41 protein-coding genes are annotated in these 24,995 nt (G+C 47.8%); all 41 read right to left on the bottom strand.

The genetic code is table 11. The annotated features are described in order from the left end of the window. Window positions 1–248 precede the first annotated feature (248 nt). Window positions 249–641 (bottom strand): 30S ribosomal protein S9, encoded by a 393-nt coding sequence (gene rpsI, locus EVJ32_RS12570; RefSeq protein WP_070329232.1) that lies wholly within the window; start codon window positions 639–641, stop codon window positions 249–251. 25 nt (window positions 642–666) lie between these two features. Further along, window positions 667–1,104 (bottom strand): 50S ribosomal protein L13, encoded by a 438-nt coding sequence (rplM, locus tag EVJ32_RS12565; RefSeq protein ID WP_016510784.1) that lies wholly within the window; start codon window positions 1,102–1,104, stop codon window positions 667–669. A gap of 154 nt (window positions 1,105–1,258) precedes the next feature. Next, window positions 1,259–1,999: a tRNA pseudouridine(38-40) synthase TruA gene (gene truA, locus EVJ32_RS12560; protein ID WP_131458641.1), complete on the bottom strand. Its 741-nt coding sequence runs from the start codon at window positions 1,997–1,999 to the stop codon at window positions 1,259–1,261. Further along, the gene (locus tag EVJ32_RS12555) at window positions 1,996–2,787 is read right to left on the bottom strand and encodes an energy-coupling factor transporter transmembrane component T family protein (protein WP_070329234.1); all 792 of its coding nucleotides are present in this window, start codon (window positions 2,785–2,787) and stop codon (window positions 1,996–1,998) included. Before EVJ32_RS12555 ends, truA begins: the two co-directional genes overlap by 4 nt. Then, window positions 2,784–3,662 (bottom strand): energy-coupling factor transporter ATPase, encoded by an 879-nt coding sequence (locus EVJ32_RS12550; RefSeq protein ID WP_016510779.1) that lies wholly within the window; start codon window positions 3,660–3,662, stop codon window positions 2,784–2,786. Before EVJ32_RS12550 ends, EVJ32_RS12555 begins: the two co-directional genes overlap by 4 nt. Further along, complete coding sequence (locus EVJ32_RS12545) at window positions 3,638–4,474, bottom strand: energy-coupling factor transporter ATPase (protein ID WP_070329236.1); 837 nt, start codon at window positions 4,472–4,474, stop codon at window positions 3,638–3,640. Before EVJ32_RS12545 ends, EVJ32_RS12550 begins: the two co-directional genes overlap by 25 nt. Window positions 4,475–4,543: 69 nt before the next feature. After that, window positions 4,544–4,897 carry a 50S ribosomal protein L17 gene (rplQ, locus tag EVJ32_RS12540; protein ID WP_016510776.1) on the bottom strand — a complete coding sequence of 118 codons (354 nt, stop codon included), beginning with the start codon at window positions 4,895–4,897 and terminating at the stop codon, window positions 4,544–4,546. A gap of 24 nt (window positions 4,898–4,921) precedes the next feature. Next, a complete protein-coding gene (locus EVJ32_RS12535; RefSeq protein ID WP_070329237.1) occupies window positions 4,922–5,866 on the bottom strand; it encodes a DNA-directed RNA polymerase subunit alpha in 945 nt (314 codons plus the stop codon). A gap of 92 nt (window positions 5,867–5,958) precedes the next feature. Further along, the gene (rpsK, locus tag EVJ32_RS12530) at window positions 5,959–6,354 is read right to left on the bottom strand and encodes a 30S ribosomal protein S11 (protein WP_070329238.1); all 396 of its coding nucleotides are present in this window, start codon (window positions 6,352–6,354) and stop codon (window positions 5,959–5,961) included. A 16-nt stretch (window positions 6,355–6,370) separates the two neighbouring features. Further along, window positions 6,371–6,736: a 30S ribosomal protein S13 gene (rpsM, locus tag EVJ32_RS12525; protein ID WP_035386113.1), complete on the bottom strand. Its 366-nt coding sequence runs from the start codon at window positions 6,734–6,736 to the stop codon at window positions 6,371–6,373. Window positions 6,737–6,755: 19 nt separating this feature from the next. Then, entirely contained in the window at window positions 6,756–6,869 is a 114-nt protein-coding gene (rpmJ, locus tag EVJ32_RS12520) for a 50S ribosomal protein L36 (RefSeq protein WP_003156543.1), read from the bottom strand. Between the two features lie 30 nt (window positions 6,870–6,899). Then, the gene (gene infA / locus EVJ32_RS12515; protein ID WP_035386112.1) at window positions 6,900–7,118 is read right to left on the bottom strand and encodes a translation initiation factor IF-1; all 219 of its coding nucleotides are present in this window, start codon (window positions 7,116–7,118) and stop codon (window positions 6,900–6,902) included. Window positions 7,119–7,223: 105 nt separating this feature from the next. Further along, on the bottom strand, window positions 7,224–7,982 hold the full coding sequence (gene map, locus EVJ32_RS12510; protein ID WP_131458640.1) for a type I methionyl aminopeptidase: 759 nt from the start codon (window positions 7,980–7,982) through the stop codon (window positions 7,224–7,226). Next, a complete protein-coding gene (locus tag EVJ32_RS12505; RefSeq protein ID WP_070329239.1) occupies window positions 7,979–8,629 on the bottom strand; it encodes an adenylate kinase in 651 nt (216 codons plus the stop codon). The genes map and EVJ32_RS12505 overlap by 4 nt, the downstream gene beginning before the upstream one ends. 79 nt (window positions 8,630–8,708) lie before the next feature. Further along, a complete protein-coding gene (gene secY / locus EVJ32_RS12500; RefSeq protein WP_070329240.1) occupies window positions 8,709–9,998 on the bottom strand; it encodes a preprotein translocase subunit SecY in 1,290 nt (429 codons plus the stop codon). Then, on the bottom strand, window positions 9,998–10,438 hold the full coding sequence (rplO, locus tag EVJ32_RS12495; protein ID WP_021066618.1) for a 50S ribosomal protein L15: 441 nt from the start codon (window positions 10,436–10,438) through the stop codon (window positions 9,998–10,000). Before rplO ends, secY begins: the two co-directional genes overlap by 1 nt. 30 nt (window positions 10,439–10,468) lie before the next feature. Continuing rightward, window positions 10,469–10,654: a 50S ribosomal protein L30 gene (gene rpmD / locus EVJ32_RS12490; RefSeq protein WP_016508937.1), complete on the bottom strand. Its 186-nt coding sequence runs from the start codon at window positions 10,652–10,654 to the stop codon at window positions 10,469–10,471. Between the two features lie 15 nt (window positions 10,655–10,669). Continuing rightward, window positions 10,670–11,170: a 30S ribosomal protein S5 gene (gene rpsE, locus EVJ32_RS12485; protein WP_016508948.1), complete on the bottom strand. Its 501-nt coding sequence runs from the start codon at window positions 11,168–11,170 to the stop codon at window positions 10,670–10,672. Between the two features lie 20 nt (window positions 11,171–11,190). Continuing rightward, window positions 11,191–11,553, bottom strand: coding sequence for a 50S ribosomal protein L18 (gene rplR / locus EVJ32_RS12480; protein ID WP_070329241.1), 363 nt, complete (start codon window positions 11,551–11,553; stop codon window positions 11,191–11,193). Window positions 11,554–11,587: 34 nt separating this feature from the next. After that, entirely contained in the window at window positions 11,588–12,127 is a 540-nt protein-coding gene (gene rplF / locus EVJ32_RS12475) for a 50S ribosomal protein L6 (protein WP_016508938.1), read from the bottom strand. Between the two features lie 33 nt (window positions 12,128–12,160). Next, complete coding sequence (gene rpsH, locus EVJ32_RS12470) at window positions 12,161–12,559, bottom strand: 30S ribosomal protein S8 (protein ID WP_021066614.1); 399 nt, start codon at window positions 12,557–12,559, stop codon at window positions 12,161–12,163. A 31-nt stretch (window positions 12,560–12,590) separates the two neighbouring features. Next, window positions 12,591–12,860 (bottom strand): 30S ribosomal protein S14, encoded by a 270-nt coding sequence (gene rpsN / locus EVJ32_RS12465; RefSeq protein WP_035386110.1) that lies wholly within the window; start codon window positions 12,858–12,860, stop codon window positions 12,591–12,593. Between the two features lie 18 nt (window positions 12,861–12,878). Next, window positions 12,879–13,418, bottom strand: a complete 540-nt coding sequence (rplE, locus tag EVJ32_RS12460; RefSeq protein ID WP_016508927.1) for a 50S ribosomal protein L5 — start codon at window positions 13,416–13,418, stop codon at window positions 12,879–12,881. Window positions 13,419–13,450: 32 nt separating this feature from the next. Then, window positions 13,451–13,759: a 50S ribosomal protein L24 gene (rplX, locus tag EVJ32_RS12455; protein WP_070329242.1), complete on the bottom strand. Its 309-nt coding sequence runs from the start codon at window positions 13,757–13,759 to the stop codon at window positions 13,451–13,453. 37 nt (window positions 13,760–13,796) lie between these two features. After that, entirely contained in the window at window positions 13,797–14,165 is a 369-nt protein-coding gene (gene rplN / locus EVJ32_RS12450) for a 50S ribosomal protein L14 (RefSeq protein ID WP_012727667.1), read from the bottom strand. 43 nt (window positions 14,166–14,208) lie between these two features. Beyond that, on the bottom strand, window positions 14,209–14,469 hold the full coding sequence (rpsQ, locus tag EVJ32_RS12445; protein ID WP_016508930.1) for a 30S ribosomal protein S17: 261 nt from the start codon (window positions 14,467–14,469) through the stop codon (window positions 14,209–14,211). 33 nt (window positions 14,470–14,502) lie between these two features. Next, window positions 14,503–14,706 carry a 50S ribosomal protein L29 gene (gene rpmC, locus EVJ32_RS12440; RefSeq protein ID WP_016508900.1) on the bottom strand — a complete coding sequence of 68 codons (204 nt, stop codon included), beginning with the start codon at window positions 14,704–14,706 and terminating at the stop codon, window positions 14,503–14,505. Then, window positions 14,693–15,130 carry a 50S ribosomal protein L16 gene (rplP, locus tag EVJ32_RS12435; RefSeq protein ID WP_016508922.1) on the bottom strand — a complete coding sequence of 146 codons (438 nt, stop codon included), beginning with the start codon at window positions 15,128–15,130 and terminating at the stop codon, window positions 14,693–14,695. The genes rpmC and rplP overlap by 14 nt, the downstream gene beginning before the upstream one ends. 32 nt (window positions 15,131–15,162) lie before the next feature. Then, window positions 15,163–15,807, bottom strand: coding sequence for a 30S ribosomal protein S3 (gene rpsC, locus EVJ32_RS12430; RefSeq protein ID WP_035386108.1), 645 nt, complete (start codon window positions 15,805–15,807; stop codon window positions 15,163–15,165). Window positions 15,808–15,820: 13 nt separating this feature from the next. Continuing rightward, the gene (rplV, locus tag EVJ32_RS12425; RefSeq protein WP_021066609.1) at window positions 15,821–16,153 is read right to left on the bottom strand and encodes a 50S ribosomal protein L22; all 333 of its coding nucleotides are present in this window, start codon (window positions 16,151–16,153) and stop codon (window positions 15,821–15,823) included. A gap of 20 nt (window positions 16,154–16,173) precedes the next feature. Continuing rightward, window positions 16,174–16,449 carry a 30S ribosomal protein S19 gene (gene rpsS, locus EVJ32_RS12420; protein ID WP_012727673.1) on the bottom strand — a complete coding sequence of 92 codons (276 nt, stop codon included), beginning with the start codon at window positions 16,447–16,449 and terminating at the stop codon, window positions 16,174–16,176. A gap of 66 nt (window positions 16,450–16,515) precedes the next feature. Continuing rightward, window positions 16,516–17,346, bottom strand: coding sequence for a 50S ribosomal protein L2 (rplB, locus tag EVJ32_RS12415; protein ID WP_070329243.1), 831 nt, complete (start codon window positions 17,344–17,346; stop codon window positions 16,516–16,518). Between the two features lie 34 nt (window positions 17,347–17,380). Further along, window positions 17,381–17,662, bottom strand: a complete 282-nt coding sequence (rplW, locus tag EVJ32_RS12410; RefSeq protein WP_071398658.1) for a 50S ribosomal protein L23 — start codon at window positions 17,660–17,662, stop codon at window positions 17,381–17,383. Then, a complete protein-coding gene (gene rplD, locus EVJ32_RS12405) occupies window positions 17,662–18,285 on the bottom strand; it encodes a 50S ribosomal protein L4 (RefSeq protein WP_016508943.1) in 624 nt (207 codons plus the stop codon). The genes rplW and rplD overlap by 1 nt, the downstream gene beginning before the upstream one ends. 28 nt (window positions 18,286–18,313) lie before the next feature. Continuing rightward, a complete protein-coding gene (gene rplC, locus EVJ32_RS12400; RefSeq protein WP_016508913.1) occupies window positions 18,314–18,940 on the bottom strand; it encodes a 50S ribosomal protein L3 in 627 nt (208 codons plus the stop codon). A 61-nt stretch (window positions 18,941–19,001) separates the two neighbouring features. Further along, a complete protein-coding gene (gene rpsJ / locus EVJ32_RS12395; RefSeq protein WP_016508894.1) occupies window positions 19,002–19,310 on the bottom strand; it encodes a 30S ribosomal protein S10 in 309 nt (102 codons plus the stop codon). 380 nt (window positions 19,311–19,690) lie between these two features. Further along, entirely contained in the window at window positions 19,691–20,200 is a 510-nt protein-coding gene (locus EVJ32_RS12390) for a hypothetical protein (RefSeq protein ID WP_131458639.1), read from the bottom strand. 97 nt (window positions 20,201–20,297) lie between these two features. After that, window positions 20,298–21,485: an elongation factor Tu gene (gene tuf, locus EVJ32_RS12385; protein ID WP_131458638.1), complete on the bottom strand. Its 1,188-nt coding sequence runs from the start codon at window positions 21,483–21,485 to the stop codon at window positions 20,298–20,300. Window positions 21,486–21,599: 114 nt separating this feature from the next. Continuing rightward, complete coding sequence (gene fusA, locus EVJ32_RS12380; RefSeq protein WP_070329247.1) at window positions 21,600–23,678, bottom strand: elongation factor G; 2,079 nt, start codon at window positions 23,676–23,678, stop codon at window positions 21,600–21,602. Window positions 23,679–23,794: 116 nt separating this feature from the next. Next, a complete protein-coding gene (gene rpsG / locus EVJ32_RS12375; protein WP_016508928.1) occupies window positions 23,795–24,262 on the bottom strand; it encodes a 30S ribosomal protein S7 in 468 nt (155 codons plus the stop codon). Between the two features lie 45 nt (window positions 24,263–24,307). After that, a complete protein-coding gene (gene rpsL, locus EVJ32_RS12370) occupies window positions 24,308–24,730 on the bottom strand; it encodes a 30S ribosomal protein S12 (protein ID WP_012727683.1) in 423 nt (140 codons plus the stop codon). Window positions 24,731–24,995 lie beyond the last annotated feature (265 nt).

Raw genomic sequence — 24,995 nt, 5'->3', positions numbered from 1 at the left:
TGGCGCGAAACAAAACGTCAGACCTGAAAGGCATGACGTTACAGAGCGTGATGGCGATCATCGCGGTAAACCTGAAGCGGATCATCACCCTCTCAAAAGAAAAAACAGGATAAGGGCAAGGAAAAAGAGCGATTGTCCCGACTTGAGTCGGTCCAATCGCCCTTTTTTCTGTTCACGCTCGGATAGAGCGGAGGTTTTTCAGTGCCCTCCCATAAAGGGCGAAGAGTTTAGACCAAACTTTTCGAAGATTAACGCTTCGAGAACTGTGGTGCGCGACGTGCTGCTTTAAGACCGTATTTTTTACGCTCTTTCATACGTGCGTCACGAGTCAAGAAGCCTTTTTCTTTGAGGCTTGGACGGAATTCTGGGTCCGCTTGAAGAAGCGCACGTGATACGCCGTGGCGAATCGCTCCAGCTTGTCCAGTGAATCCACCACCGTTAACGTTAACGATGATATCGTATTTACCTTCTGTTTCAGTCAATACGAGTGGTGATTTTGCCATCATGATCAAAGTCTCATGACCGAAGTATTCTGAAATATCACGGCCATTTACAACAACTTTGCCGTCACCTGCAACGAGGTGAACACGAGCCACCGAGTGCTTGCGGCGGCCAGTTCCGTAGTAACGTACATCTGCCATCGTTTAGTTCCTCCTTGTGTCCCGATTAACCGCGAAGTTCGTAAACTTCTGGTTTTTGTGCTTCGTGGTTGTGCTCAGCTCCAGCGTAAACGTGGAGTTTAGTGAATTGTTGACGACCGAGTGATCCTTTTGGAAGCATCCCTTTGATCGCGAGTTCAAGCATACGCTCTGGGCGTTTTGCAAGAAGCTCTTTTGCAGTTTGTGATTTCAAGCCGCCTGGATGACCTGAATGACGGTAGTACATCTTGTCGTTCAGTTTGTTACCAGTCAATTTGACTTTCTCAGCGTTGATGATGATGACGTGGTCTCCGCAATCAACGTGTGGTGTGAAAGTTGGCTTGTGCTTACCGCGAAGAAGTGATGCTACTTCACTAGTCATACGACCGAGTGTTTTGCCTTCTGCATCGATAAGGTGCCATTTGCGTTCTACTTCAGATGCTTTAGCCATGAATGTCGTGCGCATGTGGAATACCTCCTAAAATGTCTGTTCATTTGATTTTTTTAATGCTTGTTTGATGCTTTATCATAATCCTAGTTTACGGGGCTAAGATTGTGGTTCATCTCTCAATGTGAAAATGAAATGCCAATGAATATGATACGTTTTTACAAGGGGAATGTCAATCTACTTTTTTATAATTCACATTCCATAAATATAGACCGTGCGGTGGAGCCGTAATCCCAGCACTGCGGCGGTCTTTCGCCGCGAGCATTCGACTCACATCGGCCGGTTCATACTTCCCTCTGCCAACCTCCATTAACGTACCGACCATAATCCGGACTTGGTTATACAGAAAGCCGGATCCGACGAAGCGAAAGTACATTTCGTCTCCCGCCTCAACAAGTTCCGCTTCATAAATCGTGCGGACACGGTCCACCACTTCTGACTTCGTCACCGAAAACGAAGTGAAATCATGTGTTCCGACGAGTGACCGGAGCGCTTGACGCATCCGTTCCCGGTCAAGCGCATACGTCACCGTCACGACATGGTGGCGGCGGAACGGATCGACGTCAGTGCGAATGAAGTAACGATACTCTTTCCGTTTCGCACCATAGCGGGCATGGAAAGAAACATCTACTTCTTCGGCCGAACAAACAAGGATATCATCTGGCAACATCGCGTTCAACGCTTTGACGAAGCGATCTGCCGGCATTGATAAATGCGTATCGAAGTGGATGACCTGACCTTTAGCGTGAACACGGGCGTCTGTCCGCCCAGAAGCGACGACTTTCACCGCCTGACCATGCATCCTCGCAAGAACCGTCTCGACTTCGGCCTGAACCGTATTGCCGTTCGGCTGGACTTGATAGCCCGCATAATTCGTCCCATCATAAGCAATCGTCAATTTAACCCGTCTCATCCTATCCCTCGCAATCCAATCAATATGAGTGTCAAGCAGACGAAAACGATCAACAATCCTGTGTCGCGCCGTTCCCACGTCATCTCACGCCACCTCGTCCGCCCTTCACCCCCACGGTACCCGCGGGCTTCCATCGCCGTGGCAAGGTCCTCAGCCCGCTTAAACGCGGACACGAACAATGGGATCATGAGCGGGACGACCGCTTTTAGCCGATCTTTAATCGGACCACTCTTTAAATCGACGCCTCGCGCCTGTTGCGCCTTCATGATGCGATCCGTCTCGTCGGCTAGCGTCGGCAAGAAACGAAGCGAGATGGACAGCATCAGGGCGATCTCGTGTGCCGGCACTCGTATGCGTTCGAGTGGACGAAGACCGGCTTCAATCGAATCGGTCAGTTCCATCGGCGTCGTCGTCAAGGTGACGAGCGTCGTCAACATGACGAGATAGAAGAAACGGAGCGAGACGATCAAGCCCATCCTCACCCCTTCCGAGTAAATCGAGAACGGACCGAGTGAAACGAGCAACGTCCCTTCCCGATTGAAGAACAGTTGCAACAGGAGTGTGAACACGATCAAAAATAAAATCATTTTCAACCCGTTCCATAAATAGCGCCATGACAACTGAGACAATTTGACCGCGAATAACGTGAACGCGAGTAAAAACACGTTCGTCCACAAATTGTCGGCCAAGAAGACGACTGGAATAAACCCAAGGATGAACAACGTTTTGGCCCGAGCGTCAAGTGTGTGCAGCCATGAATGACCGGGAATGTATTGCCCGATGATCATATGGCTCCCCCCTTTCTCAACTCGGCCGCAATCCAGTCCGCTAGTTCGACTTCCGTCCGAAGGGATGGAGGCTCGACTCCGAACGTCGGTGCGAGTTCAAGCGCGAGCCGAAGCACGTTCGGGACGTCGAGTTGCAACGAGCGAACGAGCGACTCGTCCTTGAACAGTTCGAACGGGTCACCGTCGAAAGCGACTTGTCCTTGTTCCATGACGACGACACGTTCCGCATACGTCAACACGTCATCCATGTCATGCGAGACGAGGATGAGCGTCAAGTCGAGTTCTTCTTTTAAACGTTTAAATAGCGCCAGCATGTCTTGACGGCCGAGCGGGTCGAGTCCTGCCGTCGGTTCATCGACGACTAAGACGTCCGGACGGCTCGCGAGCACGCCCGCAATCGCGACACGTCGCATCTGTCCGCCCGACAAATCGAACGGGGAACGGTCCCATAACGTTTCATCGAGACCGACAAGGCGCAGGGCCGCATGAGCCCGTTCTTTCGACTCGGCCTCCGTCGCACCGAAGTTGCGGGGACCAAACATCACGTCGCGTTCGACCGTCTCTTCAAACAGTTGATGCTCGGGATACTGAAAGACGAGCCCAACGCGGCGCCGAAGCGGAAGCAAACTTTGCTTTTTATCGCGACGCTTCGTAATCGCACGTACTGTAATGTCATCCACGACGACACGACCTTTTGTCGGTCGCAGTAAGCCGTTCATGTGCTGAACGAGTGTCGATTTCCCAGAGCCGGTATGGCCAAGAAACGCAACAAGCGCCCCCGACGGAATAAATACATTCACATCGCGCAGCGCGGTTCGTTCAAACGGAGTATTCAATTGATATTGGTAAGTCACTTCTTCAATGCTAATCGGCATAGATGGTTCACCAACTCCGAATGTTGTAGCATCAGACGATCGAGTGGTATGCCCCGTTCCTTCAGTTCGAGTTGCATCCGTACGATAAACGGCACATCCAATTGGATGGCACGTAACGCTTCCGGATTTCTAAACACGTCTTCTGGTGTACCGGTCATTGCAATTTTCCCTTTAGACAGGGCAATGATACGGTCGGCAAACAACACTTCGTCGAGCTCGTGTGTAATGGCGACAACGGTCATCCCTTCTGAGACGAGCTGTTGTACCGTTTGTAACACCTCTTTACGCCCAATCGGGTCGAGCATCGAGGTAGCTTCATCGAGCACGAGGACATGCGGGCGCATTGCGAGAGCCGAAGCAATCGCAACACGCTGCTTTTGTCCACCGGATAACTGATGCGGTTCACGGTCCGCTAGTTCCGATAATCCAACGCGCGCTAGACTGTCATCAATTCGACGAACCATTTCTTGACGTGGAAGTCCCATGTTTTCGAGAGAGAACGCCACATCATCGCGCACGGTCGCCCCGACAAACTGATTGTCGGGATTTTGGAAGACGACACCGATCCGTTTACGAACGTCCCACACGTCTGTGGCGTCCGTCGGATCGAGCGTCTCAACCCGGACCTCTCCTTCCTGAGGAAGCAAAAGCCCGTTCCACAACTTCGTCAAAGTCGACTTGCCGGAACCATTATGGCCAACGATGGCGAGCCATTCCCCTTTGTATACATCGAGTGACAACCCGTCTAAGGCTGGCTCGGTTTGTCCCGGGTAACGAAACACGACATCGCGTACCATAATTTGAGATTCCATCTGTCGACTCCTTTCCGATGTGGAAACAGGGCAATACGTGACCGCATGCCCTGTTGACTGCCTAATGAATTAGACGAGTTCGATGATTACGACTTCCGCACCGTCACCGCGGCGTGGGCCGACTTTCATGATGCGTGTGTATCCACCTTGACGTTCAGCGTAGCGTGGTGCCACGTCTTCGAACAATTTTTGGATTGCGTTTTTCTCTCCAGCGCTCTCTTTGCGAACGAATGAAGCTACTTGACGACGGGCATGAAGATCGCCACGTTTTCCAAGAGTGATTAATTTTTCAACGACTGGGCGAAGTTCTTTCGCTTTTTGTTCAGTTGTTTGAATGCGCTCGTTGATAATAAGGTCAGTTGCAAGATCACGCAAAAGAGCCTTGCGTTGCGAGCTTGTACGGCCAAGTTTCGAATAAGCCATTACATTTCCCTCCTTCGGTTGAACTTAGTCTTCTTTACGCAAGCCCAAACCGAGCTCGTCCAACTTGAGTTGAACTTCTTCGAGTGATTTACGTCCGAGGTTACGGACTTTCATCATCTCTTCCTCTGATTTGTTTGCGAGTTCTTGAACAGTGTTGATGCCGGCGCGCTTCAAGCAGTTGTACGAACGAACTGAGAGATCGAGTTCTTCGATCGTCATTTCAAGTACTTTTTCTTTTTGGTCTTCTTCTTTCTCGACCATAATTTCTGCGTTGAGAGCTTCGTCAGTCAAACCAACAAAGATATTCAAGTGTTCTGTCAAAATTTTCGCTCCAAGCGATACTGCTTCTTCCGGACGGATTGAACCATCTGTCCACACGTCTAATAGAAGCTTATCGAAGCTAGCATCTTGACCGACACGTGTTTTGTCTACTTCGTAGTTCACGCGTTGAATCGGTGTATAGATCGAATCGATTGGAATGACACCAATCGGCATATCATCACGTTTGTTATCTTCTGCCTGGACGTAACCACGACCACGGCGAGCAGTCAAACGCATGCGAAGCGTCGCATTGTCAGCGAGAGTCGCGATGTGGAGCTCAGGATTCAAGATTTCAACGTCGCTATCATGGGTAATGTCTGCCGCAGTGACAGCACCGGCACTTGAAACGTTAATCTCAAGCGTTTTCTCTTCTTCCGAGTACACTTTGAGCGCTAACTTCTTGAGGTTTAAAACAATTTGGGTGACGTCTTCGACGACTCCGTCAATCGTTGAGAACTCGTGAAGCACGCCATCGATTTGAACCGCCGTAATCGCTGCACCAGGAAGCGATGACAATAAAATTCGACGCAGTGAGTTGCCGAGAGTAGTGCCATATCCACGTTCAAGCGGTTCCACCACGAATTTACCAAACGTAGCATCCTCGCTGATTTCGACCGTTTCGATCTTTGGTTTTTCAATCTCGATCATCTGAACCCCTCCTTGAGTGTATCCTGCCACGCAGCTTGCGCTGCATTGTATATGTTGTTCGTGCTAGGTAAGCCCATCACACGCACAAACGATTATACGCGGCGACGTTTTGGAGGGCGGCAACCGTTGTGCGGAACAGGTGTTACGTCACGGATTGCAGTTACTTCAAGACCAGTAGCTTGGAGGGCACGGATTGCCGCTTCACGTCCAGCACCAGGACCTTTAACGTTAACTTCTACTGTACGCATACCGTTGTCCATTGCAACTTTCGCTGCAGTTTCAGCAGCCAATTGTGCTGCGAACGGTGTCGATTTACGTGATCCTCTAAATCCAAGGTTACCAGAAGTAGCCCATGAGATCGCGTTACCTTGCGTGTCAGTGATTGTGATGATTGTGTTGTTAAATGTAGAACGGATGTGTACCACACCGACTTCAATATGCTTTTTGACTTTACGTTTTGAACGTACATTTTGCTTACGTTTCGCCATTGTTCAATTCCCTCCTTTACTTCTTCTTGTTCGCTACTGTACGGCGTGGGCCTTTACGAGTACGCGAGTTGTTCTTCGTGTTTTGTCCGCGAACAGGGAGACTACGGCGATGACGGACACCGCGATAGGCGCCGATCTCGATCAAACGCTTAATGTTGAGTGAAACTTCACGACGAAGGTCACCTTCAACTTTAATTCCGTCAATTGCTTCACGGATGCGGTTGATTTCGTCTTCTGTAAGATCACGTGTGCGTGAATCTTCAGATACGTTTGCAGTCTTCAAGATTTCTTGTGCTTTTGTTTTACCAATACCAAAGATGTATGTGAGCGAAATAACGATACGTTTTTCGCGCGGAATATCTACACCAGCAATACGTGCCATGTGTGCACCTCCTCTTAGATTAACCTTGTTTTTGTTTGTGTTTCGGGTTTTCGCAAATTACCATTACTTTTCCTTTACGGCGAATAACTTTACATTTTTCGCAGATCGGTTTTACCGACGGTCTTACTTTCATGATTATACCCTCCTCCTGGAAAAATCGGAGTTACTTATAACGGTACGTGATTCGCCCGCGAGTCAAGTCGTACGGAGACAACTCGACAGTTACGCGGTCGCCTGGAAGGATTCGAATGTAGTGCATCCGAATTTTCCCTGAGACGTGCGCGAGCACCGTGTGGCCGTTTTCTAACTCCACTTTAAACATTGCGTTTGGAAGTGGTTCGATAACAGTGCCTTCCACTTCAATGACATCTTGTTTCGCCATCATTTATTCCCCTTTCTATATGAAGATATTTAGGAGCACAGACGATCTATTGTACAGTACTGTGAGAGAAGGATCCATAACGGATCAGCACGCAACAATAGAGCCTCATTCACCGGAATCGAGTTTCGTTAAAACCTCGTATCCATCGTCTGTGATGGCGATGGTGTGCTCAAAGTGGGCGCACATGCTACCGTCCACTGTCACAACTGTCCAGTTGTCAGCCAGCGTTCGAACATAGCGTTGACCAGCGTTGACCATTGGTTCAATGGCTAACGTCATCCCAGTCTTTAGGCGCGGCCCTTTCCCCGGTGGACCATAGTGCGGAATTTGCGGTTCTTCATGCAAATTTTGACCGACACCATGACCGACATATTCACGGACGACAGAAAACTCATGCGATTCAACATACGCTTGAATCGCATGCGAGATGTCTGTCAATCGCAGTCCAGCCTTGGCGTGCTCCAATCCTTTATACAGACTTTCTTCGGTTACGTCAAGCAACCGCTGTGTCTCTTCTGAGATTGTTCCCACTGGATAAGTCCAAGCGGAATCTCCATGGTATCCGTTATAGTGGGCACCGATGTCGATCGAGATGATATCTCCATCGTTCAACACCCGTTCTCCGGGAATTCCATGAACAAGTTCTTCGTTCACTGAAGCGCAAACACTACCGGTAAAACCGTTGTAGCCTTTGAACGACGGTGTCGCACCTTGGCTGCGAATGTAATCTTCCGCAATCCGGTCGAGCTCTAGCGTCGTAATACCTGGTTTGATGTGCTCTTTGAGCACCTGGTGCGTTCGAGCAACAATTTGCCCAGCCTCACGCATAATCGCAATTTCTCGAGGCGTCTTCGTGATGATCATTCAGTATCACCGAGTAACGCTTTAACATCGGCATAAACGACATCGATTGGACGATCTCCATCCAATGTACGAAGATACCCTTTTTCTGCATAAAAGTCAATAAGTGGTTTCGATTGCTCGATGTTGACGTCAAGGCGACGGCGAACCGTTTCCTCTTTATCGTCTTCACGTTGCATGAGTGCCGACCCATCCACATCACAGATGCCTTCCACTTTTGGTGGATTGAAGATCACATGATATGTCGCTCCACACGTCGGGCAGATCCAACGACCTGTCAAACGCGGAACGAGAATTTCCGCAGCCACATCAATGTTGACGACGTGGTCGATCTGTTTCCCCAAATCTTTAAGCAAACTTTCGAGTGCCTCTGCTTGAGCAACAGTACGCGGGAATCCATCGAGTAAAAAGCCATTTTTCGTATCATCTTGACTCAAGCGTTCACGTACGATTCCGATTGTTACCTCATCCGGTACGAGTTCACCTTTATCCATGAACGATTTAGCTTCTTTCCCAAGTGGCGTTCCGCCTTTGATTGCCGCACGAAACATGTCGCCTGTCGAAATGTGTGGGATTTGGTACTCTTCAACGATTTTAGCCGCTTGAGTCCCTTTCCCTGCACCCGGTAAGCCCATGAGTACTAGATTCATCTCAGTTAGCCTCCAGTTTTGATTTTCACGAACGGTTCGTAAACACGACAGGAAGGAAGGGAGAGCCCTTCCTTCCGCTTTAACGGATAAAGCCTTTGTAGTGTCGTTTTACGAGTTGACTTTCGATTTGTTTCATCGTTTCGAGGGCTACCCCGATTACGATCAACAAGCTCGTCCCTCCGATTTGCACCGAAGTTGGGAGACCGGCAAGCTTAATGAAGATTGTCGGCATGATCGCTACGAGCGATAGGAAAATCGCTCCGAAGAAAGTCAATCGATAGAGCAACTTCGTGATGTACTGTTCTGTTTGCGCCCCAGGACGAATCCCAGGAATATAGCCACCTTGCTTCTGCAGATTTTCTGCCATTTGCTCTGGGTTGACCTGAATAAATGTATAGAAGTAAGCGAACGCGATGATGAGCGCTACGTAGATTGACATTCCGATTGGAGATGTCGTATCGAAGTAAGTCTGCAACTTCTGCGTCGTTTCCGGAGAAGCAATGAAGCTTGCAACAGTTGGCGGTGTCACCATGAAGGAAATCGCGAAGATGACCGGGATGACACCAGCAGCGTTTAGCTTGATTGGCAAGTGCGTCGACTGACCGCCCACAGGGGTACGGTTCGCCGTGCGCTTCGCGTATTGAATCGGAATCTTACGTGCCGCTTGTTGAACATAAATGATTCCAACCGTCACAGCAAGAATAACGAGCAATAGCACAGCCAAGTAAACGATGTTAATGAATAACGCGTCTCCAGCATTTTGGAGCTTCGTCTCGTAAATCTGCGTGAAGATTCTTGGGAACCCAGCGATGATACCCGCGAAGATGATGACGGAAATACCATTCCCGACACCTTTCTCCGTTGTCATCTCACCGAGGAACATCAAGAACGCCGTACCTGCAGTAAGTACAATCGCGATCACGAAGTAGGTTGCCGTTCCCCACGTCTCATTGACGAGACCTGGGTAGAGGCGGTTAAATCCGAACGACAGTGATGTCGCTTGGACAAACCCTAACATGATCGTCCCATAGCGCGTGACCGTCGCTAGCTTCTTACGCCCGGACTCGCCTTGTTTTGCCCATTCGGCAAACTTCGGAACGACGTCCATTTGTAAAAGTTGTACAACGATCGATGCCGTGATGTACGGCATGATCCCCATAGCGAACAGGGAGAAGTTCTGTAAAGCATTTCCTCCAAACAAGTTCAAGAAGTCGAGTAGACCTCCTGAGTCAAAACGCAACACATCCGTATTCACCATCGGCACCGGGATATGGGCCCCGATGCGGAAAATGATGATGATTGCGAGTGTGAAGAGAATACGCTGTCGAATATCTTTCACGCGCCACATATTGGAGATCGTCTGAAACATCAGATCACCTCAACTGAACCGCCAGCTGCTTCGATCGCTTCTTTCGCTGCACCCGAGAATTTGTTGGCTTTAACAGTTAATTTTGTTTCAAGCTTGCCGTTAGCAAGTACTTTGATTCCGTCTTTAGCAGAGCTGACGACACCAGTCTCGATTAAGAGTTCTGGAGTGACTTCAGTACCTGCTTCGAAACGGTTAAGCGTGTCTAGGGAAACAACTGCATACTCTTTACGAGTAGGGTTGTTGAAACCGCGTTTTGGAAGACGACGGTAAAGTGGGTTTTGTCCACCTTCGAACCCTGGACGAACGCCACCGCCTGAACGAGCTTTTTGACCTTTATGTCCACGGCCAGAAGTTTTACCGTTACCAGTCGCCATACCGCGACCGACACGGTTGCGTTCGTGACGCGAACCTGGAGTTGGCTTCAATTCATGGAGTTTCATAGTGGCACCTCCTTATTATTAAAATCGATATTATTCGTTAATTTCTTCTACAGTCACAAGGTGCGACACTTTTTTGATCATACCACGCATCGCGACGTTGTCAGGGACAACGACGGTTTGATGCATTTTGCGAAGACCAAGTGTACGTACTGTTACACGCTGATCCTCGGGACGACCGATTGTGCTGCGTGTGAGGGTGATTGCGAGTTTCGCCATGTCTAGTTCCCTCCCTTATTTAAGAAGTTCTTCTACGCTTTTACCGCGTAGTTTAGCAACTTCCTCTGCTTTTTTAAGCTCTGTCAAGCCTTTGACCGTCGCACGGACGATGTTGATCGGTGTGTTTGATCCAAGCGATTTCGAAAGGATGTCACCTACACCTGCAAGTTCGAGCACTGCACGAACTGGACCACCGGCGATAACCCCAGTACCTTCAGAAGCAGGTTTCATGAATACACGACCTGCTCCGTATACTCCTGTGATTTCGTGTGGAATTGTTGTACCAACCATTGGTACTTGAACCATGTTTTTCTTAGCGGCTTCAATAGCCTTGCGGATCGCTTCTGGCACCTCTTGTGCCTTACCTGTACCGAAACCGACGTGACCATTTTTGTCACCTACGACTACGAGAGCGGCGAAACGGAAGCGACGGCCACCTTTCACAACTTTCGCGACGCGGTTTACGGTAACAACGCGTTCTTCAAGTTGTTCCATGTTAACGTCTAACTGGCGCATCGAGTGTCCCCTCCTTTTTGTTAGAATTTAAGACCCGCTTCACGAGCTGCTTCTGCAACAGCTTTGACGCGGCCATGATAGAGGTATCCACCACGGTCGAACACAACAGTGTCGATACCTTTCTCGAGTGCACGTTCAGCTGCAAGTTTACCAACAGCTTTCGCTGCTTCAACGTTGCCGCCGTTTGTAAGATCGAGTGCTTTATCTTTCGAAGATGCTGACACAAGCGTTGTTTGTGACGCGTCATCGATAAGTTGTACGTAGATGTTCTTGCTCGAACGGAATACGTTCAAACGTGGACGAGCTGCCGTCCCGGTGATCGTACGACGTACACGAGCATGACGTTTCTTACGAACTGCATTTTTATCTGCTTTTGTGATCATTTATGCCACTCCTTTCCGTTCATTTCGTGACGAATTACTTACCAGTCTTACCTTCTTTACGGCGAATACGTTCATCAGAGTAACGAACACCTTTACCTTTGTAAGGTTCTGGAGCACGGTACGAGCGGATTTGAGCTGCAACGTGACCGACGCGCTCTTTGCTAATCCCTTTTACGATGATTTGCGTGTTTGAAGGAACTTCGATCTCGATACCTTCTTCAGCAACGTACTCGATTGGATGCGAGTAACCGAGGCTGAGGACGAGTTTGTTACCTTGCTTAGCAGCACGGTAACCAACCCCTGAGATCTCAAGTGTTTTCTGGAACCCGTTAGACACACCTTCCACCATGTTGGCAATGAGGGCACGTGTCGTACCGTGGATCGTACGGTTCTCTTTCGAGTCATCCGGACGAACAACAGTTAGTTCGTTTTCTTCAATTTTGACTTCCAAGGCTGGGTTAGCTGAAAGCGAAAGTTCACCTTTAGCACCTTTTACTGTGACAATGTTGCCTTCTGCAACCGTTACAGTAACGCCAGCTGGAATCGTAACTGGTTTTTTACCAATACGTGACATTGATTACACCTCCGTTCTTGTTAGAAAAGTGACTTACCAGATGTAGGCGAGCACTTCGCCGCCGACTTGTTGTTGGCGAGCTTCTTTATCAGTCATAAGACCTTTTGATGTCGAAAGAACTGCGATACCGAGTCCTCCGAGTACTTTTGGTACTTCATCTGCTTTTGCATATACACGAAGACCTGGTTTCGAAATACGTTTGAGACCAGTGATAACACGTTCGTTGCTTGCTCCATATTTAAGGAAAAGACGAAGTGTACCTTGTTTAGCGTCCTCGATATATTCAACATCGCGAATGAAACCTTCACGCTTGAGGATCTCTGCAACCTCACGTTTGATATTAGAAGCTGGAAGCTCCAATTTTTCATGGCGAACCATGTTAGCGTTACGGATACGTGTAAGCATATCTGCAATAGGGTCTGTCATTACCATGCGATGTACCTCCTTTCACACTGTTAGTGGATTACCAACTTGCTTTTTTAACACCAGGGATTTGACCTTTGTATGCAAGATCACGGAACTTGATACGGCTGATCCCGAATTTACCCATGTAACCATGTGGACGACCTGTGATACGGCAACGGTTATGAAGACGTACAGGTGACGAGTTACGTGGCAATTTGCTGAGTCCGATGTAGTCGCCTTCAGCTTTTAATTGCGCGCGTCTCTCAGCGTACTGGGCAACGAGTTTCTCGCGTTTTTGCTCGCGATTCACCATTGACTTTTTAGCCATGTTGTCGACCTCCCTTTATTATTTTTGGAATGGCATTCCGAGAAGTGTGAGCAATTCACGTGCTTCTTCGTCTGTGTTCGCTGTTGTAACAACAACGATATCCATACCGCGTACTTTAGTTACTTTATCGTAATCGATTTCAGGGAAAATAAGTTGCTCTTTCACACCAAGCGTGTAGTTACCGCGTCCGTCGAATGCTTTCTTCGATACACCGCGGAAGTCACGTACACGTGGAAGTGAAACAGTTACTAATTTGTCGAGGAAATCGTACATGCGCTCGCCACGAAGTGTTACTTTCGCACCGATCGGCATGCCCTCACGAAGTTTGAAACCAGCGATTGATTTCTTAGCCTTCGTTACGAGTGGTTTTTGACCTGAAAGAATTGATAATTCTTCCACTGCCATGTCAAGAGCTTTCGAGTTCGAAACAGCGTCACCTACACCCATGTTGATGACGATCTTGTCGACTTGTGGCACTTGCATAACCGAGTCATAGTTGAATTTATCCATCATCGCTTTCACGATGTCGCTTTTATACTTCTCTTGCAAACGGTTCATAGTCGAATGGACCTCCTTTCGTCACGTTGTTCTTATTTATCGAGTACTTCGCCCGATTTCGCGACACGAACTTTTTTACCATCGACTACTTGGAAACCAACGCGAGTTGGTTTGCCCGTTTTAGGGTCGATTGGCATGACGTTCGAGACGTGAATTGGTGCTTCGATTTCAAGGATACCGCCTTGTGGATTCGCTTGTGATGGTTTAGCGTGTTTTTTCATCACGTTAACCCCTTCGACGACTACGCGGTTCTTGCTTGGCATAGCTTTGAGGATAACCCCTTGCTTGCCTTTATCTTTACCAGACATTACCTGGACTGTATCGCCTTTTTTAACATGCATCGTTTTGCGCACCTCCTTATAGGATTGAAATTGGAAATTAAAGTACTTCCGGTGCCAACGAAACGATCTTCATGAATTCTTTTTCACGAAGTTCACGTGCAACTGGCCCGAAGATCCGAGTGCCGCGTGGGCTCTTGTCATCTTTGATGATGACTGCTGCGTTCTCATCGAAACGGATGTACGAACCATCTTTACGACGAGCGCCGCGTTTTGTACGAACGACAACTGCTCTGACAACGTCACCTTTTTTAACAACGCCACCTGGTGTTGCTTGTTTTACCGTCGCGACGATGATGTCACCGATGTTTGCAGTCTTACGACCTGAACCACCGAGGACTTTAATTGTCAACAGTTCACGCGCGCCAGAGTTGTCTGCTACTTTCAAGCGAGATTCTTGTTGAATCATGCGAGTGTACCTCCCTCCGGATGTTTATAGATCCGAACTGTTATTAGATGATTACTGATTCTTCTACTACTGTTACGAGACGGAAACGTTTGTCTTTAGAAAGCGGACGTGTTTCCGCGATGCGGACTACATCGCCTACTTTAGCGACATTGTTCTCATCGTGCGCTTTAAATTTCTTCGTGTAGTTTACACGTTTTCCATAAAGCTTATGACGTACTTTTGTTTCAACTGCAACGACGATCGTTTTGTCCATTTTGTCAGACACGACGCGTCCAGTGAGTACTTTACGCTTATTGCGTTCCATGAGTGTTACCTCCTCTTCAATAATCCGATTAGATTAGCCGTTGTTGATGCCGAGTTCGCGTTCACGAAGAATCGTTTTAGCACGCGCAATCGACTTGCGTACTTCACGGATACGAGCAGGATTCTCAAGCTGACCTGTAGCTAATTGGAAACGAAGGTTAAAGAGTTCTTCTTTCCACTCGCCTACTTTACCGTTGAGCTCTTCATTTGTTGATTGACGGAGATCAGTTGCTTTCATTCGTATCACCACCATTTTCTTCACGTTTCACGAACTTACATTTTACTGGAAGTTTGTGCGCTGCAAGGCGAAGTGCCTCACGTGCGACTTCCTCAGATACACCCGCGATTTCGAACATTACTTTACCAGGCTTAACTACAGCTACCCAGCCTTCTGGAGCACCTTTACCTGAACCCATTCGAACTTCGAGAGGCTTTTTAGTGTACGGTTTGTGTGGGAAGATCTTGATCCACACTTTACCGCCACGTTTCATATAACGTGTCATTGCGATACGTGCTGATTCGATTTGACGGTTTGTGATCCAGCTCGCTTCGAGCGATTGGAGACCGAATTCACCGAAATGTACTGTTGTGCCGCGTTTTGCATTTCCGCGCATTTTACCACGGTGTACACGACGATATTTCACGCGTTTAGGTAACAACATAGTGTGTTGCCTCCTTCCTGAAAGAGTGTTTATTATTTAGTGTTTTTTGTTGGAAGAACTTCTCCGTGGTAAAGCCATACTTTAATTCCGATTTTACCATACGTTGTGTCAGCTTCAGCTGTTCCGTAGTCGATGTCGGCACGGATTGTATGAAGCGGAACTGATCCTTCTGAGTACTTCTCTGAACGAGCGATATCAGCGCCACCAAGACGACCAGAAACTTCTGTTTTGATCCCTTTGATGCCAGTGCGCATCGAACGTTGAATTGACTGTTTCATTGCACGACGGAATGACACACGGCCTTCCAATTGACGAGCGATGTTCTCAGCAACAAGCTTAGCGACTGCATCCGCGTTTTTCACTTCAACAACGTTGATGTGAACACGTTTGCCTTCAGCAAGCTTTGTGATATTTTTACGGAGTGACTCGATTTCCGAACCACCTTTACCGATGACCATACCTGGTTTCGCAGTGTGAAGCGAAATGTTTACGCGGTTTGCAGCGCGTTCGATTTCAACTTTAGCCACACTAGCATCCTTCATTTTGTTTTCGATGTATTCACGAATAACGTAGTCTTCATGAAGGAGATCTGCGTAGTCTTTCTCAGCGTACCAACGCGAATCCCAGTCTTTGATAACACCAACGCGAAAACCGTGCGGATTTACCTTTTGACCCACTACATATCCCTCCTTATTTCTCAGTTACCACGATGTGAATGTGGCTTGTGCGTTTGTTAATACGACTTGCGCGACCCATCGCACGTGGGCGGAAGCGTTTGAGTGTTGGACCTTCGTTGACGAAAATTTCAGATACAACAAGGTTCTCAATGTTCATATCGTAGTTGTGCTCTGCGTTAGCAATCGCTGACTTCAATACTTTTTCAACGATTGGCGACGCTGCCTTGTTCGTGTGAGCAAGGACAGAGAGCGCTTCGCCGACTTGTTTCCCGCGAATTAAGTCTACAACGAGACGTGCTTTGCGAGGAGCAAGACGGACCATATTAGCTGATGCTTTAGCTTGCATGGATTTGACCTCCCCTCAGATTACCGTTTCGTTTTCTTGTCTGATCCGTGACCTTTATACGTGCGTGTTGGAGCGAATTCACCAAGTTTGTGACCGACCATGTCTTCTGTCACGAATACTGGTACGTGTTTACGACCATCGTGTACACCGAACGTGTGACCCATGAATTCTGGGAAGATTGTCGAGCGACGTGACCAAGTTTTGATGACTTGCTTCTCACCAGATTCGTTAAGTTTGTCAACTTTAGCGAGCAAATGGTGATCTGCGAATGGACCTTTTTTCAAGCTGCGACCCATGATAGAACCTCCCTTTGGAATGATTCGGGAACGGCTCTTTCGAACCGCCCAAGAATCATGTAATAATTATTTCTTACGACGACGAAGGATGTACATGTCGCTCGATTTGTTTTTCTTACGAGTTTTGTAACCAAGAGCTGGTTTACCCCAAGGAGTAAGTGGGCCCGAACGACCGATTGGCGCACGACCTTCACCACCACCGTGTGGGTGATCAACTGGGTTCATTACAGAACCACGTACTGTTGGGCGTTTGCCTAACCAACGTGAACGTCCTGCTTTACCGATGTTTACAAGTTCGTGTTCTTCGTTACCAACTGAACCGATTGTCGCGCGGCAAGTGCCGAGGAACAAGCGTGATTCACCTGATTGAAGACGAACGATGACGTACTTGCCGTCACGTCCTTGGATTTGTGCCGATGCACCAGCCGCACGAACAAGCTGACCGCCTTTACCAGGCTTAAGCTCGATGTTGTGGATAGTAGTACCGACAGGGATGTTTACGAGTGGAAGAGCGTTCCCCACTTTGATATCCGCTTCAGGACCAGACATGATTTCCATGCCTACTTTGATGCCCTTAGGAGCGAGGATGTAACGTTTCTCACCATCTGCATAGTTGATGAGGGCGATGTTAGCTGAACGGTTTGGATCGTATTCGATCGTAGCAACGCGTCCGATGATAGCATCTTTGTTACGTTTGAAATCGATGATACGGTATTTACGTTTGTGCCCGCCACCTTGGTGACGTACAGTCAAACGACCTTGGTTGTTACGACCGCCTTTTTTCGAAAGCTTTTCAGTTAACGATTTCTCAGGACGGTTCGTTGTGATCTCTGCAAAGTCGAGAGATGTCATGTTACGGCGACCGTTAGTGGTCGGCTTAAACTTTTTAATTGCCATCGAGGATTCCCTCCTTTTCTTCTAAGGTAGTAAATTAACCGAGGAAGTCGATTGTGTTGCCTTCAGCAAGAGTTACGATCGCTTTTTTACGACGCGATGTGTAACCAGAGTGACGACCGACACGTTTCGCTTTCGGTTTAATGTTCATTGTGTTTACCGAAGCAACTTTCACGTTGAAGATTGTTTCGATAGCGTGCTTCACTTGTGATTTAGTCGCTTTAACGTCGATCTCGAAAACGTATTTGTTAGCTTCCATGAGGCTAACTGAACGCTCAGTGATGATAGGACGTTTGATGATATCGTATGCTTGAGCCATTATGCAAGCACCTCCTCTACCTTCGCAACCGCATCTTTAGTGAAGATGACTTTGTCGTTAGCAACGAGGTCAAGAACGTTAACGCCTGCTGCCTCGATTACAGTCACTCCTGGGATGTTACGAGCTGCGAGAGCGATAGTCTCATTGTAGTCCGCTGTGACTACAAGAGCCTTACGTTCTACTGATAGGCCAAGAAGTACTGCGACCATATCTTTTGTTTTTGGTGCATCGAAAGCAAGGCCTTCGAGGACGATCATTTCGTTGTTTTGTACTTTCGACGACAAAGCCGAGAGAAGTGCAAGACGACGAACTTTTTTAGGAAGCTTGTAAGAGTATGAACGTGGAGTTGGACCGAAGACTGTTCCACCACCAACCCATTGTGGTGAGCGGATCGAACCTTGGCGCGCACGACCAGTTCCCTTTTGTTTCCATGGTTTACGGCCGCCACCGCGTACTTCCGAGCGACCTTTCGTATCGTGAGTACCTTGACGGCGTGATGCTTGTTGCATGACGATCGCGTCATAAAGTACTGATTCGTTTGGTTCGATACCGAAAATGGCTTCAGCCAATTCGATTTCGCCAACTTGTGAACCTGTTTGGTTTAGCAAAGCTACTTTAGGCATTCGTAATTCCTCCTTTCCGTGCAGTTAATTAGTTACCTTTGACAGCTGTCTTGATGATGACGTTCGATTTACGAGCGCCTGGGATTGCGCCTTTAACGAGTACAAGGCCGCGTTCCACGTCAACTTTGACAATTTCAAGGTTTTGAATCGTTTTACGCTCGCCACCCATTTGACCAGGAAGAAGCTTCCCTTTAAATACGCGGTTAGGAGCTACAGGACCCATTGAACCAGGGCGACGGTGGTAACGCGAACCGTGGGACATTGGTCCACGTGATTGTCCGTGACGCTTAATCGCACCTTGGAATCCTTTACCTTTTGAAGTACCTGTTACGTCCACTAATTCACCTGCAGCGAAAATGTCCGCCTTGATCTCTTGACCGATTTCGTATCCTTCTACTGAAGTACGAATTTCTTTCATGAAGCGCTTAGGTGTCGCGCTTGCTTTCGCAGCGTGACCTTTTGCCGGTTTGTTTTGACGCGATTCTTTGATGTCTCCAAAACCGAGTTGAACTGCTTCGTAACCGTCTGTTTCAAGTGTTTTAACTTGAAGCACGACGTTTCCTTCGACAGCAACTACTGTTACCGGTACGACTTCGCCTGCTTCGTTGAAGATTTGAGTCATACCAAGTTTTGTTCCTAAGATTCCTTTAGCCATGAGATACACCTCCTGTTTAATAATTATTGTCTCTTCTGGCTAGTATCTACTATATGAAGAATTAAAGTTTGATTTCGATGTCAACACCTGATGGTAATTCGAGACGCATAAGCGCATCAACCGTTTTTGGTGTTGGGTTAACGATGTCGATCAAGCGTTTGTGTGTACGCATTTCGAACTGTTCACGAGCATCTTTATACTTGTGGACCGCACGAAGGATCGTGTAGATCGATTTGTCAGTTGGAAGCGGGATTGGGCCCGAGACCTTCGCACCTGAACGTTTCGCAGTTTCAACGATTTTCTCAGCTGATTGATCGAGAACGCGATGGTCGTATGCTTTTAAGCGAATACGGATTTTTTCATTTGCCATGTAAGTTTCCCTCCTTTGTCGCCTACTTTTAAAAATAGACAGTTCTCAGCGGAAATTTCCACACCGGCCATGGCAAAGCTGCCTGGCGTGTCATAACCTCCCGCTTCATCGCAGCGTGCTTGTGTCAGCAGAGGCATCCGATCATTGCAAATCAACGATAGGACCCATTTTCTGCTGTAAAGTCTCTCACCACTCGCACAAACACTTAATCATTATATCGAATCTGCAAAACAAATGCAAGATTTGATTTTTTTCGATCGTGCCGGATGTCTGATGAGTTGTTCAACGTTCACTAATGTAACAAGATTCGAACCCTTTTGCAAGTTCTTTTCCTTCTTTTGTTGAACTATTTTTCAAAAGAAGGCCCATGCCAACTCTTCCTAGCGTTTCATATACTCTTTAAACTGCTCAGTCACGGCTTCGATGACCGATGCCGGGGCTCGTTTCAGACACGATTGCACAATCGAGTTGTTGAACGGGTGCGTCATAAAGTATTCGTGCAGCTTGTCGACTTTCTCTCCCCGCCCCATCACTGAATAGAGGACGACCCACTCTTCAAGATGCATCCAACTCCCGTCCGGTTCAATGTAAGGATGCGTATAAATCCCGTCCGTACAACGCATCCGAAAACTAGCCATCACGTCGATGTCCTGGCCTTCAAACGTATATTCGCCAAAGTACGTCGTCATATACTCGTCATGCGGATCAGACTCTTCTTTTTTTCCGGCACGGCTGAGCACACGGTCAATCGTCTCGAACTGGTCAGGCTCAACGAACAGATCCAAGTCATGCGCCGTCTCGACGATCCCGTGATGCTTGAGTAAACTTGACCCACCAAAGCGGCAGGCAACGCCGTTCAACCGACAAAGCGTCTCCACTTGCTTTTCCATCGTCGATTCTCCTTCCTACAATCCTATCTCCTATCTTATCATTTCGTTTCAAAAAACAAAAAAGCAGCCCGCAAATGCGGACTGCTTAAGACATCGATTACTCGACGATTTCTGTTACCGAACCAGCACCTACAGTACGGCCACCCTCACGGATTGAGAAACGTGTTCCGTCTTCGATCGCGATTGTAGAAATCAATTCGATCGTCAACTCGATGTTGTCTCCTGGCATTACCATTTCAGTACCTTCTGGAAGGTGAACGATACCTGTTACGTCAGTTGTACGGAAGTAGAACTGCGGACGGTAGTTCGCGAAGAATGGCGTGTGACGGCCACCCTCTTCTTTAGAAAGAACGTAGATTGAAGCTTTGAATTTAGAGTGCGGAGTGATTGTACCTGGTTTAGCAAGTACTTGTCCACGCTCGATGTCTTCACGTGATACACCACGGAGAAGAGCACCGATGTTGTCGCCAGCTTCAGCATAGTCAAGAAGCTTACGGAACATCTCTACACCAGTACATACAGTTTTCTTAGTTTCTTCTGTAAGACCAACGATTTCAACTTCGTCGTTGACGCGGAGAACACCACGCTCAACACGACCAGTCGCTACAGTACCGCGACCAGTGATTGAGAATACGTCCTCAACTGGCATCATGAAGTCTTTGTCCGTGTCACGAACAGGCTCAGGGATGTACTCATCAACTGCGTTCATGAGTTCCATGATTTTTTCTTCCCACTGTGCTTCGCCGTTAAGCGCGCCAAGTGCTGAACCTTTGATTACAGGGAGGTCGTCGCCTGGGAAGTCATATTCAGAAAGAAGTTCACGGATTTCCATCTCAACGAGTTCGAGAAGCTCTTCGTCGTCAACCATGTCAACTTTGTTCATGAATACTACGATGAAAGGAACACCTACTTGACGTGAAAGAAGAATGTGCTCACGTGTTTGTGGCATTGGGCCATCTGTTGCCGAAACAACGAGGATCGCGCCGTCCATTTGTGCAGCACCAGTGATCATGTTTTTAACATAGTCAGCGTGACCTGGGCAGTCAACGTGTGCGTAGTGGCGTTTTTCAGTTTCGTACTCGATGTGAGCTGTTGCGATTGTGATACCGCGCTCGCGCTCTTCTGGAGCACCATCGATTGCGTCAAACTTTGTAGCTGTTTTCCCTTGTGCTTTTGAAAGTACAGCTGAAATCGCTGCAGTCAAAGTTGTTTTACCGTGGTCGACGTGGCCAATTGTACCAACGTTAACGTGCGGTTTAGAACGGTCGAATTTTTCTTTACCCATTCTAGATTCCTCCTCTATAGACAATTAATTTTTTATTTAACTAGGAAGACGTAGGCTACTTTTAACATACGTCCTCCTTAGCTTACAACAATCATTTCAGCGTTACAACCGTTATTAGCCGTTCGCTTTTTTGATGATTTCTTCTGCAATTGACTTCGGTACTTCTTCGTAGTGGTCGAAGTGCATCGAGTACGTTCCACGTCCTTGCGTACGTGAACGGAGTGACGTTGCATATCCGAACATTTCCGAAAGTGGAATCATCGCTTTAACGACTTGTGCGTTACCGCGAGCTTCCATACCTTCTACGCGTCCACGGCGTGACGTGACGTCACCCATGATGTCTCCCAAGTATTCTTCTGGGATGACAACTTCAACACGCATCATTGGCTCAAGGATGACAGCTTTCGCTTGTTCCTTAAGTTGTTTGACCGCCATCGAAGCAGCAACTTTAAACGCCATCTCGTTCGAGTCGACATCGTGGTACGATCCGAAGACGAGGGCAGCTTTAACGTCAACTACTGGGTAACCAGCGAGGATACCGTTTTCGAGAGCTTCTTGAATACCGTTTTGAACAGCCGGTACGTATTCACGTGGAACAACACCACCGACGATCTTGTTCTCAAATTCGAATCCAGCACCTTCTACGTTCGGTTCGAATTCAACGACAACGTGACCGTACTGACCGCGTCCACCCGATTGACGTACGAATTTCGAATCGATCTTCGCAGCGCTACGGATTGTCTCACGGTAAGCAACTTGTGGTGCACCGACGTTTGCTTCGACTTTGAATTCGCGACGCATACGGTCAACGAGGATATCAAGGTGAAGCTCACCCATACCAGAGATGATCGTTTGACCAGTCTCTTGGTTTGTTTCAGTGCGGAAAGTTGGATCCTCTTCTGCGAGTTTCGCGAGGGCTTGACCCATCTTGTCTTGGTCTGCTTTCGATTTAGGCTCGATTGCGACCGAGATAACCGGTTCTGGGAATGTCATTGACTCGAGAACGACGTTGTCTTTCTCTGAGCAAAGTGTGTCACCAGTCGTTGTATCTTTAAGACCAACAGCAGCGGCGATGTCACCAGAAAATACCATTGGAATTTCTTCACGGCTGTTTGCATGCATTTGAAGGATACGACCGAGACGCTCGCGCTTCCCTTTAGTCGAGTTCTTCACATACGAACCAGCTTGTGCTGTACCAGAGTACACACGGAAGAATGTCAATTTACCGACGTAAGGGTCAGTCATGACTTTGAACGCAAGTGCCGAGAACGGCGCTTCGTCAGAAGGTTCACGCGTGATCTCTTCTTCTGTATCGAGGTTGATTCCTTTGATTGACTCGACATCAACTGGTGATGGGAGGTAATCAACAACAGCGTCCAACATCAATTGAACACCTTTGTTTTTAAAGGCCGAACCTACAAGTACAGGGTAGAATTCAACGCTAAGTGTTGCTTGACGAATACCAGCTTTGAGTTCTTCGATTGAGATCTCTTCGCCTTCGAGGTATTTCATCATCAAATCTTCGTTGTAATCCGCAACGCCTTCGATCAAGCGACCACGAAGTTCTTCAGCTTGGTCAGCCATATCAGCTGGGAAGCCTTCTGTTACTTCGATGTCAGTACCGAGGTCGTTCGAGTACATGTATGTCTTTCTTTCGACGAGGTCGATGATTCCTTTGAATTCATCTTCTGCGCCGATTGGAAGTTGGATTGGGTGTGCGTTAGCGTGTAAACGTTCGTGAAGTGTTTTCACCGAGTACATGAAGTCCGCACCAATCTTATCCATCTTGTTGACGAATACGACACGTGGAACACCGTATGTTGTCGCTTGACGCCATACAGTTTCTGTTTGTGGTTCAACACCTGACTGAGCGTCAAGTACAGCAACTGCGCCATCAAGTACACGGAGTGAACGTTCAACTTCAACTGTGAAGTCTACGTGTCCAGGTGTATCGATGATGTTTACACGGTGGCCATTCCACTGTGCAGTCGTCGCTGCAGAAGTGATCGTGATTCCACGCTCTTGCTCCTGCTCCATCCAGTCCATTTGTGAAGCTCCTTCATGAGTTTCACCAATCTTGTGGATACGACCTGTGTAATAAAGAATACGTTCAGTTGTAGTCGTTTTACCGGCATCGATGTGAGCCATGATCCCGATGTTACGAGTATTCTTTAGGGAGAATTCTCTTGCCATACTGGGTATTCTCCTTCCGCATGTGTTTTTCGTGTGCTGGCACACGATATGATTATACCCGAAAGCCACTCCATTAAGCCACCGCTTGGTGACGTGGAGTGGTCTTTACGTTTAACTTACCAACGATAGTGAGCAAACGCTTTGTTCGCTTCTGCCATCTTATGCATGTCTTCGCGTCTCTTAACAGAAGCACCAGTGTTATTGGCTGCATCCATGATTTCATTCGCGATACGTTGCTCCATCGTCTTCTCGTTGCGGAGACGAGCGTAGTTCACGAGGTAACGAAGACCAAGTGTCGTACGGCGTTCTGGACGAACTTCAACAGGAACTTGGTAGTTTGCTCCACCTACACGGCGAGCTTTAACTTCAAGTACAGGCATGATGTTTGTCATTGCTTCTTCGAACACTTCCATAGGCTCTTTGCCTGAGCGTTCAGCGATGAGACCAAATGCGTTGTAAATGATAGTTTGAGCTGTACCTTTTTTACCGTCTAACATGACACGGTTAATGAGGCGAGTTACCAATTTCGAGTTGTAGATCGGATCTGCGATAACGTCACGACGTTCTGCACGGTTTTTACGCATCCGAGTACCCTCCTTTCAAAATTTCAGTAGTTTAGTTTGCGAGAATTACTTCTTCGCAGCTTTCGGACGTTTCGTACCGTATTTAGAACGGCCTTGCATACGTCCGTCCACACCTGCAGTGTCAAGTGCACCACGAACGATGTGGTAACGTACTCCTGGTAAGTCTTTTACACGTCCTCCGCGGATAAGAACAACGCTGTGCTCTTGAAGGTTGTGGCCAATACCTGGAATGTACGCAGTCACTTCGATTTGGTTAGTCAAACGAACACGGGCATACTTACGTAAAGCCGAGTTCGGTTTCTTCGGAGTCATTGTACCAACACGTGTACAAACACCACGTTTTTGTGGTGAGCTCACGTTTGTTTGTGACTTGATGAAACTGTTGTAACCTTTGTTAAGTGCTGGAGAGTCAGATTTAACGACTTTCGATTTGCGTCCTTTACGGACTAACTGGTTGATAGTAGGCATCTTTGAAGATCCTCCCTTCCTGAATTATGCTATTTTCTAGACCCACCGACCCGGGTGGTTCATTTAAGGTCATAACGAAACGCTTTTACGAGGCGTAGGCATTCCATGACCTCGCAAAAACGTGAGTTATACCTTGAAAGTGGCAATAATAGCAGCCAAACCTTTCCGTAGAAAGATCGGTTAACGTCCAAGTAGCTTGCCGACTGCTGGACACCATTGTCATCGACAACAACCGATTGGCGGCACTAAATCATAGTAGCACCGC

The organism is Exiguobacterium sp. SH5S4 (assembly GCF_004337045.1).
GTDB lineage: Bacteria > Bacillota > Bacilli > Exiguobacteriales > Exiguobacteriaceae > Exiguobacterium > Exiguobacterium aurantiacum_A.
Note: the sequence above shows the minus strand (reverse complement) of the source record. Positions and strands in the feature narration are given on the sequence as shown.

What these genes read in the sequence shown, in the direction of transcription:
- rpsI (WP_070329232.1), bottom strand. Translation starts at nt 641, where the DNA reads ATGGCAGATGTACGTTACTACGGAACTGGCCGCCGCAAGCACTCGGTG.
- rplM (WP_016510784.1), bottom strand. Translation starts at nt 1,104, where the DNA reads ATGCGCACGACATTCATGGCTAAAGCATCTGAAGTAGAACGCAAATGG.
- truA (WP_131458641.1), bottom strand. Translation starts at nt 1,999, where the DNA reads ATGAGACGGGTTAAATTGACGATTGCTTATGATGGGACGAATTATGCG.
- EVJ32_RS12555 (WP_070329234.1), bottom strand. Translation starts at nt 2,787, where the DNA reads ATGATCATCGGGCAATACATTCCCGGTCATTCATGGCTGCACACACTT.
- EVJ32_RS12550 (WP_016510779.1), bottom strand. Translation starts at nt 3,662, where the DNA reads ATGCCGATTAGCATTGAAGAAGTGACTTACCAATATCAATTGAATACT.
- EVJ32_RS12545 (WP_070329236.1), bottom strand. Translation starts at nt 4,474, where the DNA reads ATGGAATCTCAAATTATGGTACGCGATGTCGTGTTTCGTTACCCGGGA.
- rplQ (WP_016510776.1), bottom strand. Translation starts at nt 4,897, where the DNA reads ATGGCTTATTCGAAACTTGGCCGTACAAGCTCGCAACGCAAGGCTCTT.
- EVJ32_RS12535 (WP_070329237.1), bottom strand. Translation starts at nt 5,866, where the DNA reads ATGATCGAGATTGAAAAACCAAAGATCGAAACGGTCGAAATCAGCGAG.
- rpsK (WP_070329238.1), bottom strand. Translation starts at nt 6,354, where the DNA reads ATGGCGAAACGTAAGCAAAATGTACGTTCAAAACGTAAAGTCAAAAAG.
- rpsM (WP_035386113.1), bottom strand. Translation starts at nt 6,736, where the DNA reads ATGGCACGTATTGCTGGTGTAGATATTCCGCGCGAAAAACGTATCGTT.
- rpmJ (WP_003156543.1), bottom strand. Translation starts at nt 6,869, where the DNA reads ATGAAAGTAAGACCGTCGGTAAAACCGATCTGCGAAAAATGTAAAGTT.
- infA (WP_035386112.1), bottom strand. Translation starts at nt 7,118, where the DNA reads ATGGCGAAACAAGATGTCATTGAAGTGGAAGGCACTGTTATCGAACCA.
- map (WP_131458640.1), bottom strand. Translation starts at nt 7,982, where the DNA reads ATGATCATCACGAAGACGCCTCGAGAAATTGCGATTATGCGTGAGGCT.
- EVJ32_RS12505 (WP_070329239.1), bottom strand. Translation starts at nt 8,629, where the DNA reads ATGAATCTAGTACTCATGGGCTTACCGGGTGCAGGGAAAGGGACTCAA.
- secY (WP_070329240.1), bottom strand. Translation starts at nt 9,998, where the DNA reads ATGTTTCAGACGATCTCCAATATGTGGCGCGTGAAAGATATTCGACAG.
- rplO (WP_021066618.1), bottom strand. Translation starts at nt 10,438, where the DNA reads ATGAAACTCCATGAATTGAAGCCAACTCCAGGTTCGCGTCACGAACGC.
- rpmD (WP_016508937.1), bottom strand. Translation starts at nt 10,654, where the DNA reads ATGGCGAAACTCGCAATCACCCTCACACGCAGCACAATCGGTCGTCCC.
- rpsE (WP_016508948.1), bottom strand. Translation starts at nt 11,170, where the DNA reads ATGCGCCAGTTAGACGTTAACATGGAACAACTTGAAGAACGCGTTGTT.
- rplR (WP_070329241.1), bottom strand. Translation starts at nt 11,553, where the DNA reads ATGATCACAAAAGCAGATAAAAATGCAGTTCGTAAGAAACGTCATGCT.
- rplF (WP_016508938.1), bottom strand. Translation starts at nt 12,127, where the DNA reads ATGTCACGTATTGGTAAAAAACCAGTTACGATTCCAGCTGGCGTTACT.
- rpsH (WP_021066614.1), bottom strand. Translation starts at nt 12,559, where the DNA reads ATGGTAATGACAGACCCTATTGCAGATATGCTTACACGTATCCGTAAC.
- rpsN (WP_035386110.1), bottom strand. Translation starts at nt 12,860, where the DNA reads ATGGCTAAAAAGTCAATGGTGAATCGCGAGCAAAAACGCGAGAAACTC.
- rplE (WP_016508927.1), bottom strand. Translation starts at nt 13,418, where the DNA reads ATGAACCGTTTGCAAGAGAAGTATAAAAGCGACATCGTGAAAGCGATG.
- rplX (WP_070329242.1), bottom strand. Translation starts at nt 13,759, where the DNA reads ATGCATGTTAAAAAAGGCGATACAGTCCAGGTAATGTCTGGTAAAGAT.
- rplN (WP_012727667.1), bottom strand. Translation starts at nt 14,165, where the DNA reads ATGATTCAACAAGAATCTCGCTTGAAAGTAGCAGACAACTCTGGCGCG.
- rpsQ (WP_016508930.1), bottom strand. Translation starts at nt 14,469, where the DNA reads ATGGAACGCAATAAGCGTAAAGTACTCACTGGACGCGTCGTGTCTGAC.
- rpmC (WP_016508900.1), bottom strand. Translation starts at nt 14,706, where the DNA reads ATGAAAGCAACTGATCTCCGTCAATCAACAAATGAAGAGCTCAACGGT.
- rplP (WP_016508922.1), bottom strand. Translation starts at nt 15,130, where the DNA reads ATGTTGTTACCTAAACGCGTGAAATATCGTCGTGTACACCGTGGTAAA.
- rplV (WP_021066609.1), bottom strand. Translation starts at nt 16,153, where the DNA reads ATGCAAGCTAAAGCATCAGCTAATATGGTCCGTCTTGCTCCTCGCAAA.
- rpsS (WP_012727673.1), bottom strand. Translation starts at nt 16,449, where the DNA reads ATGGGTCGCAGCTTGAAAAAAGGTCCATTCGCAGATCACCATTTGCTC.
- rplB (WP_070329243.1), bottom strand. Translation starts at nt 17,346, where the DNA reads ATGGCAATTAAAAAGTTTAAGCCGACCACTAACGGTCGCCGTAACATG.
- rplW (WP_071398658.1), bottom strand. Translation starts at nt 17,662, where the DNA reads ATGGCTCAAGCATACGATATCATCAAACGTCCTATCATCACTGAGCGT.
- rplD (WP_016508943.1), bottom strand. Translation starts at nt 18,285, where the DNA reads ATGCCTAAAGTAGCTTTGCTAAACCAAACAGGTTCACAAGTTGGCGAA.
- rplC (WP_016508913.1), bottom strand. Translation starts at nt 18,940, where the DNA reads ATGGCTAAAGGAATCTTAGGAACAAAACTTGGTATGACTCAAATCTTC.
- rpsJ (WP_016508894.1), bottom strand. Translation starts at nt 19,310, where the DNA reads ATGGCAAATGAAAAAATCCGTATTCGCTTAAAAGCATACGACCATCGC.
- EVJ32_RS12390 (WP_131458639.1), bottom strand. Translation starts at nt 20,200, where the DNA reads ATGGAAAAGCAAGTGGAGACGCTTTGTCGGTTGAACGGCGTTGCCTGC.
- tuf (WP_131458638.1), bottom strand. Translation starts at nt 21,485, where the DNA reads ATGGGTAAAGAAAAATTCGACCGTTCTAAACCGCACGTTAACGTTGGT.
- fusA (WP_070329247.1), bottom strand. Translation starts at nt 23,678, where the DNA reads ATGGCAAGAGAATTCTCCCTAAAGAATACTCGTAACATCGGGATCATG.
- rpsG (WP_016508928.1), bottom strand. Translation starts at nt 24,262, where the DNA reads ATGCGTAAAAACCGTGCAGAACGTCGTGACGTTATCGCAGATCCGATC.
- rpsL (WP_012727683.1), bottom strand. Translation starts at nt 24,730, where the DNA reads ATGCCTACTATCAACCAGTTAGTCCGTAAAGGACGCAAATCGAAAGTC.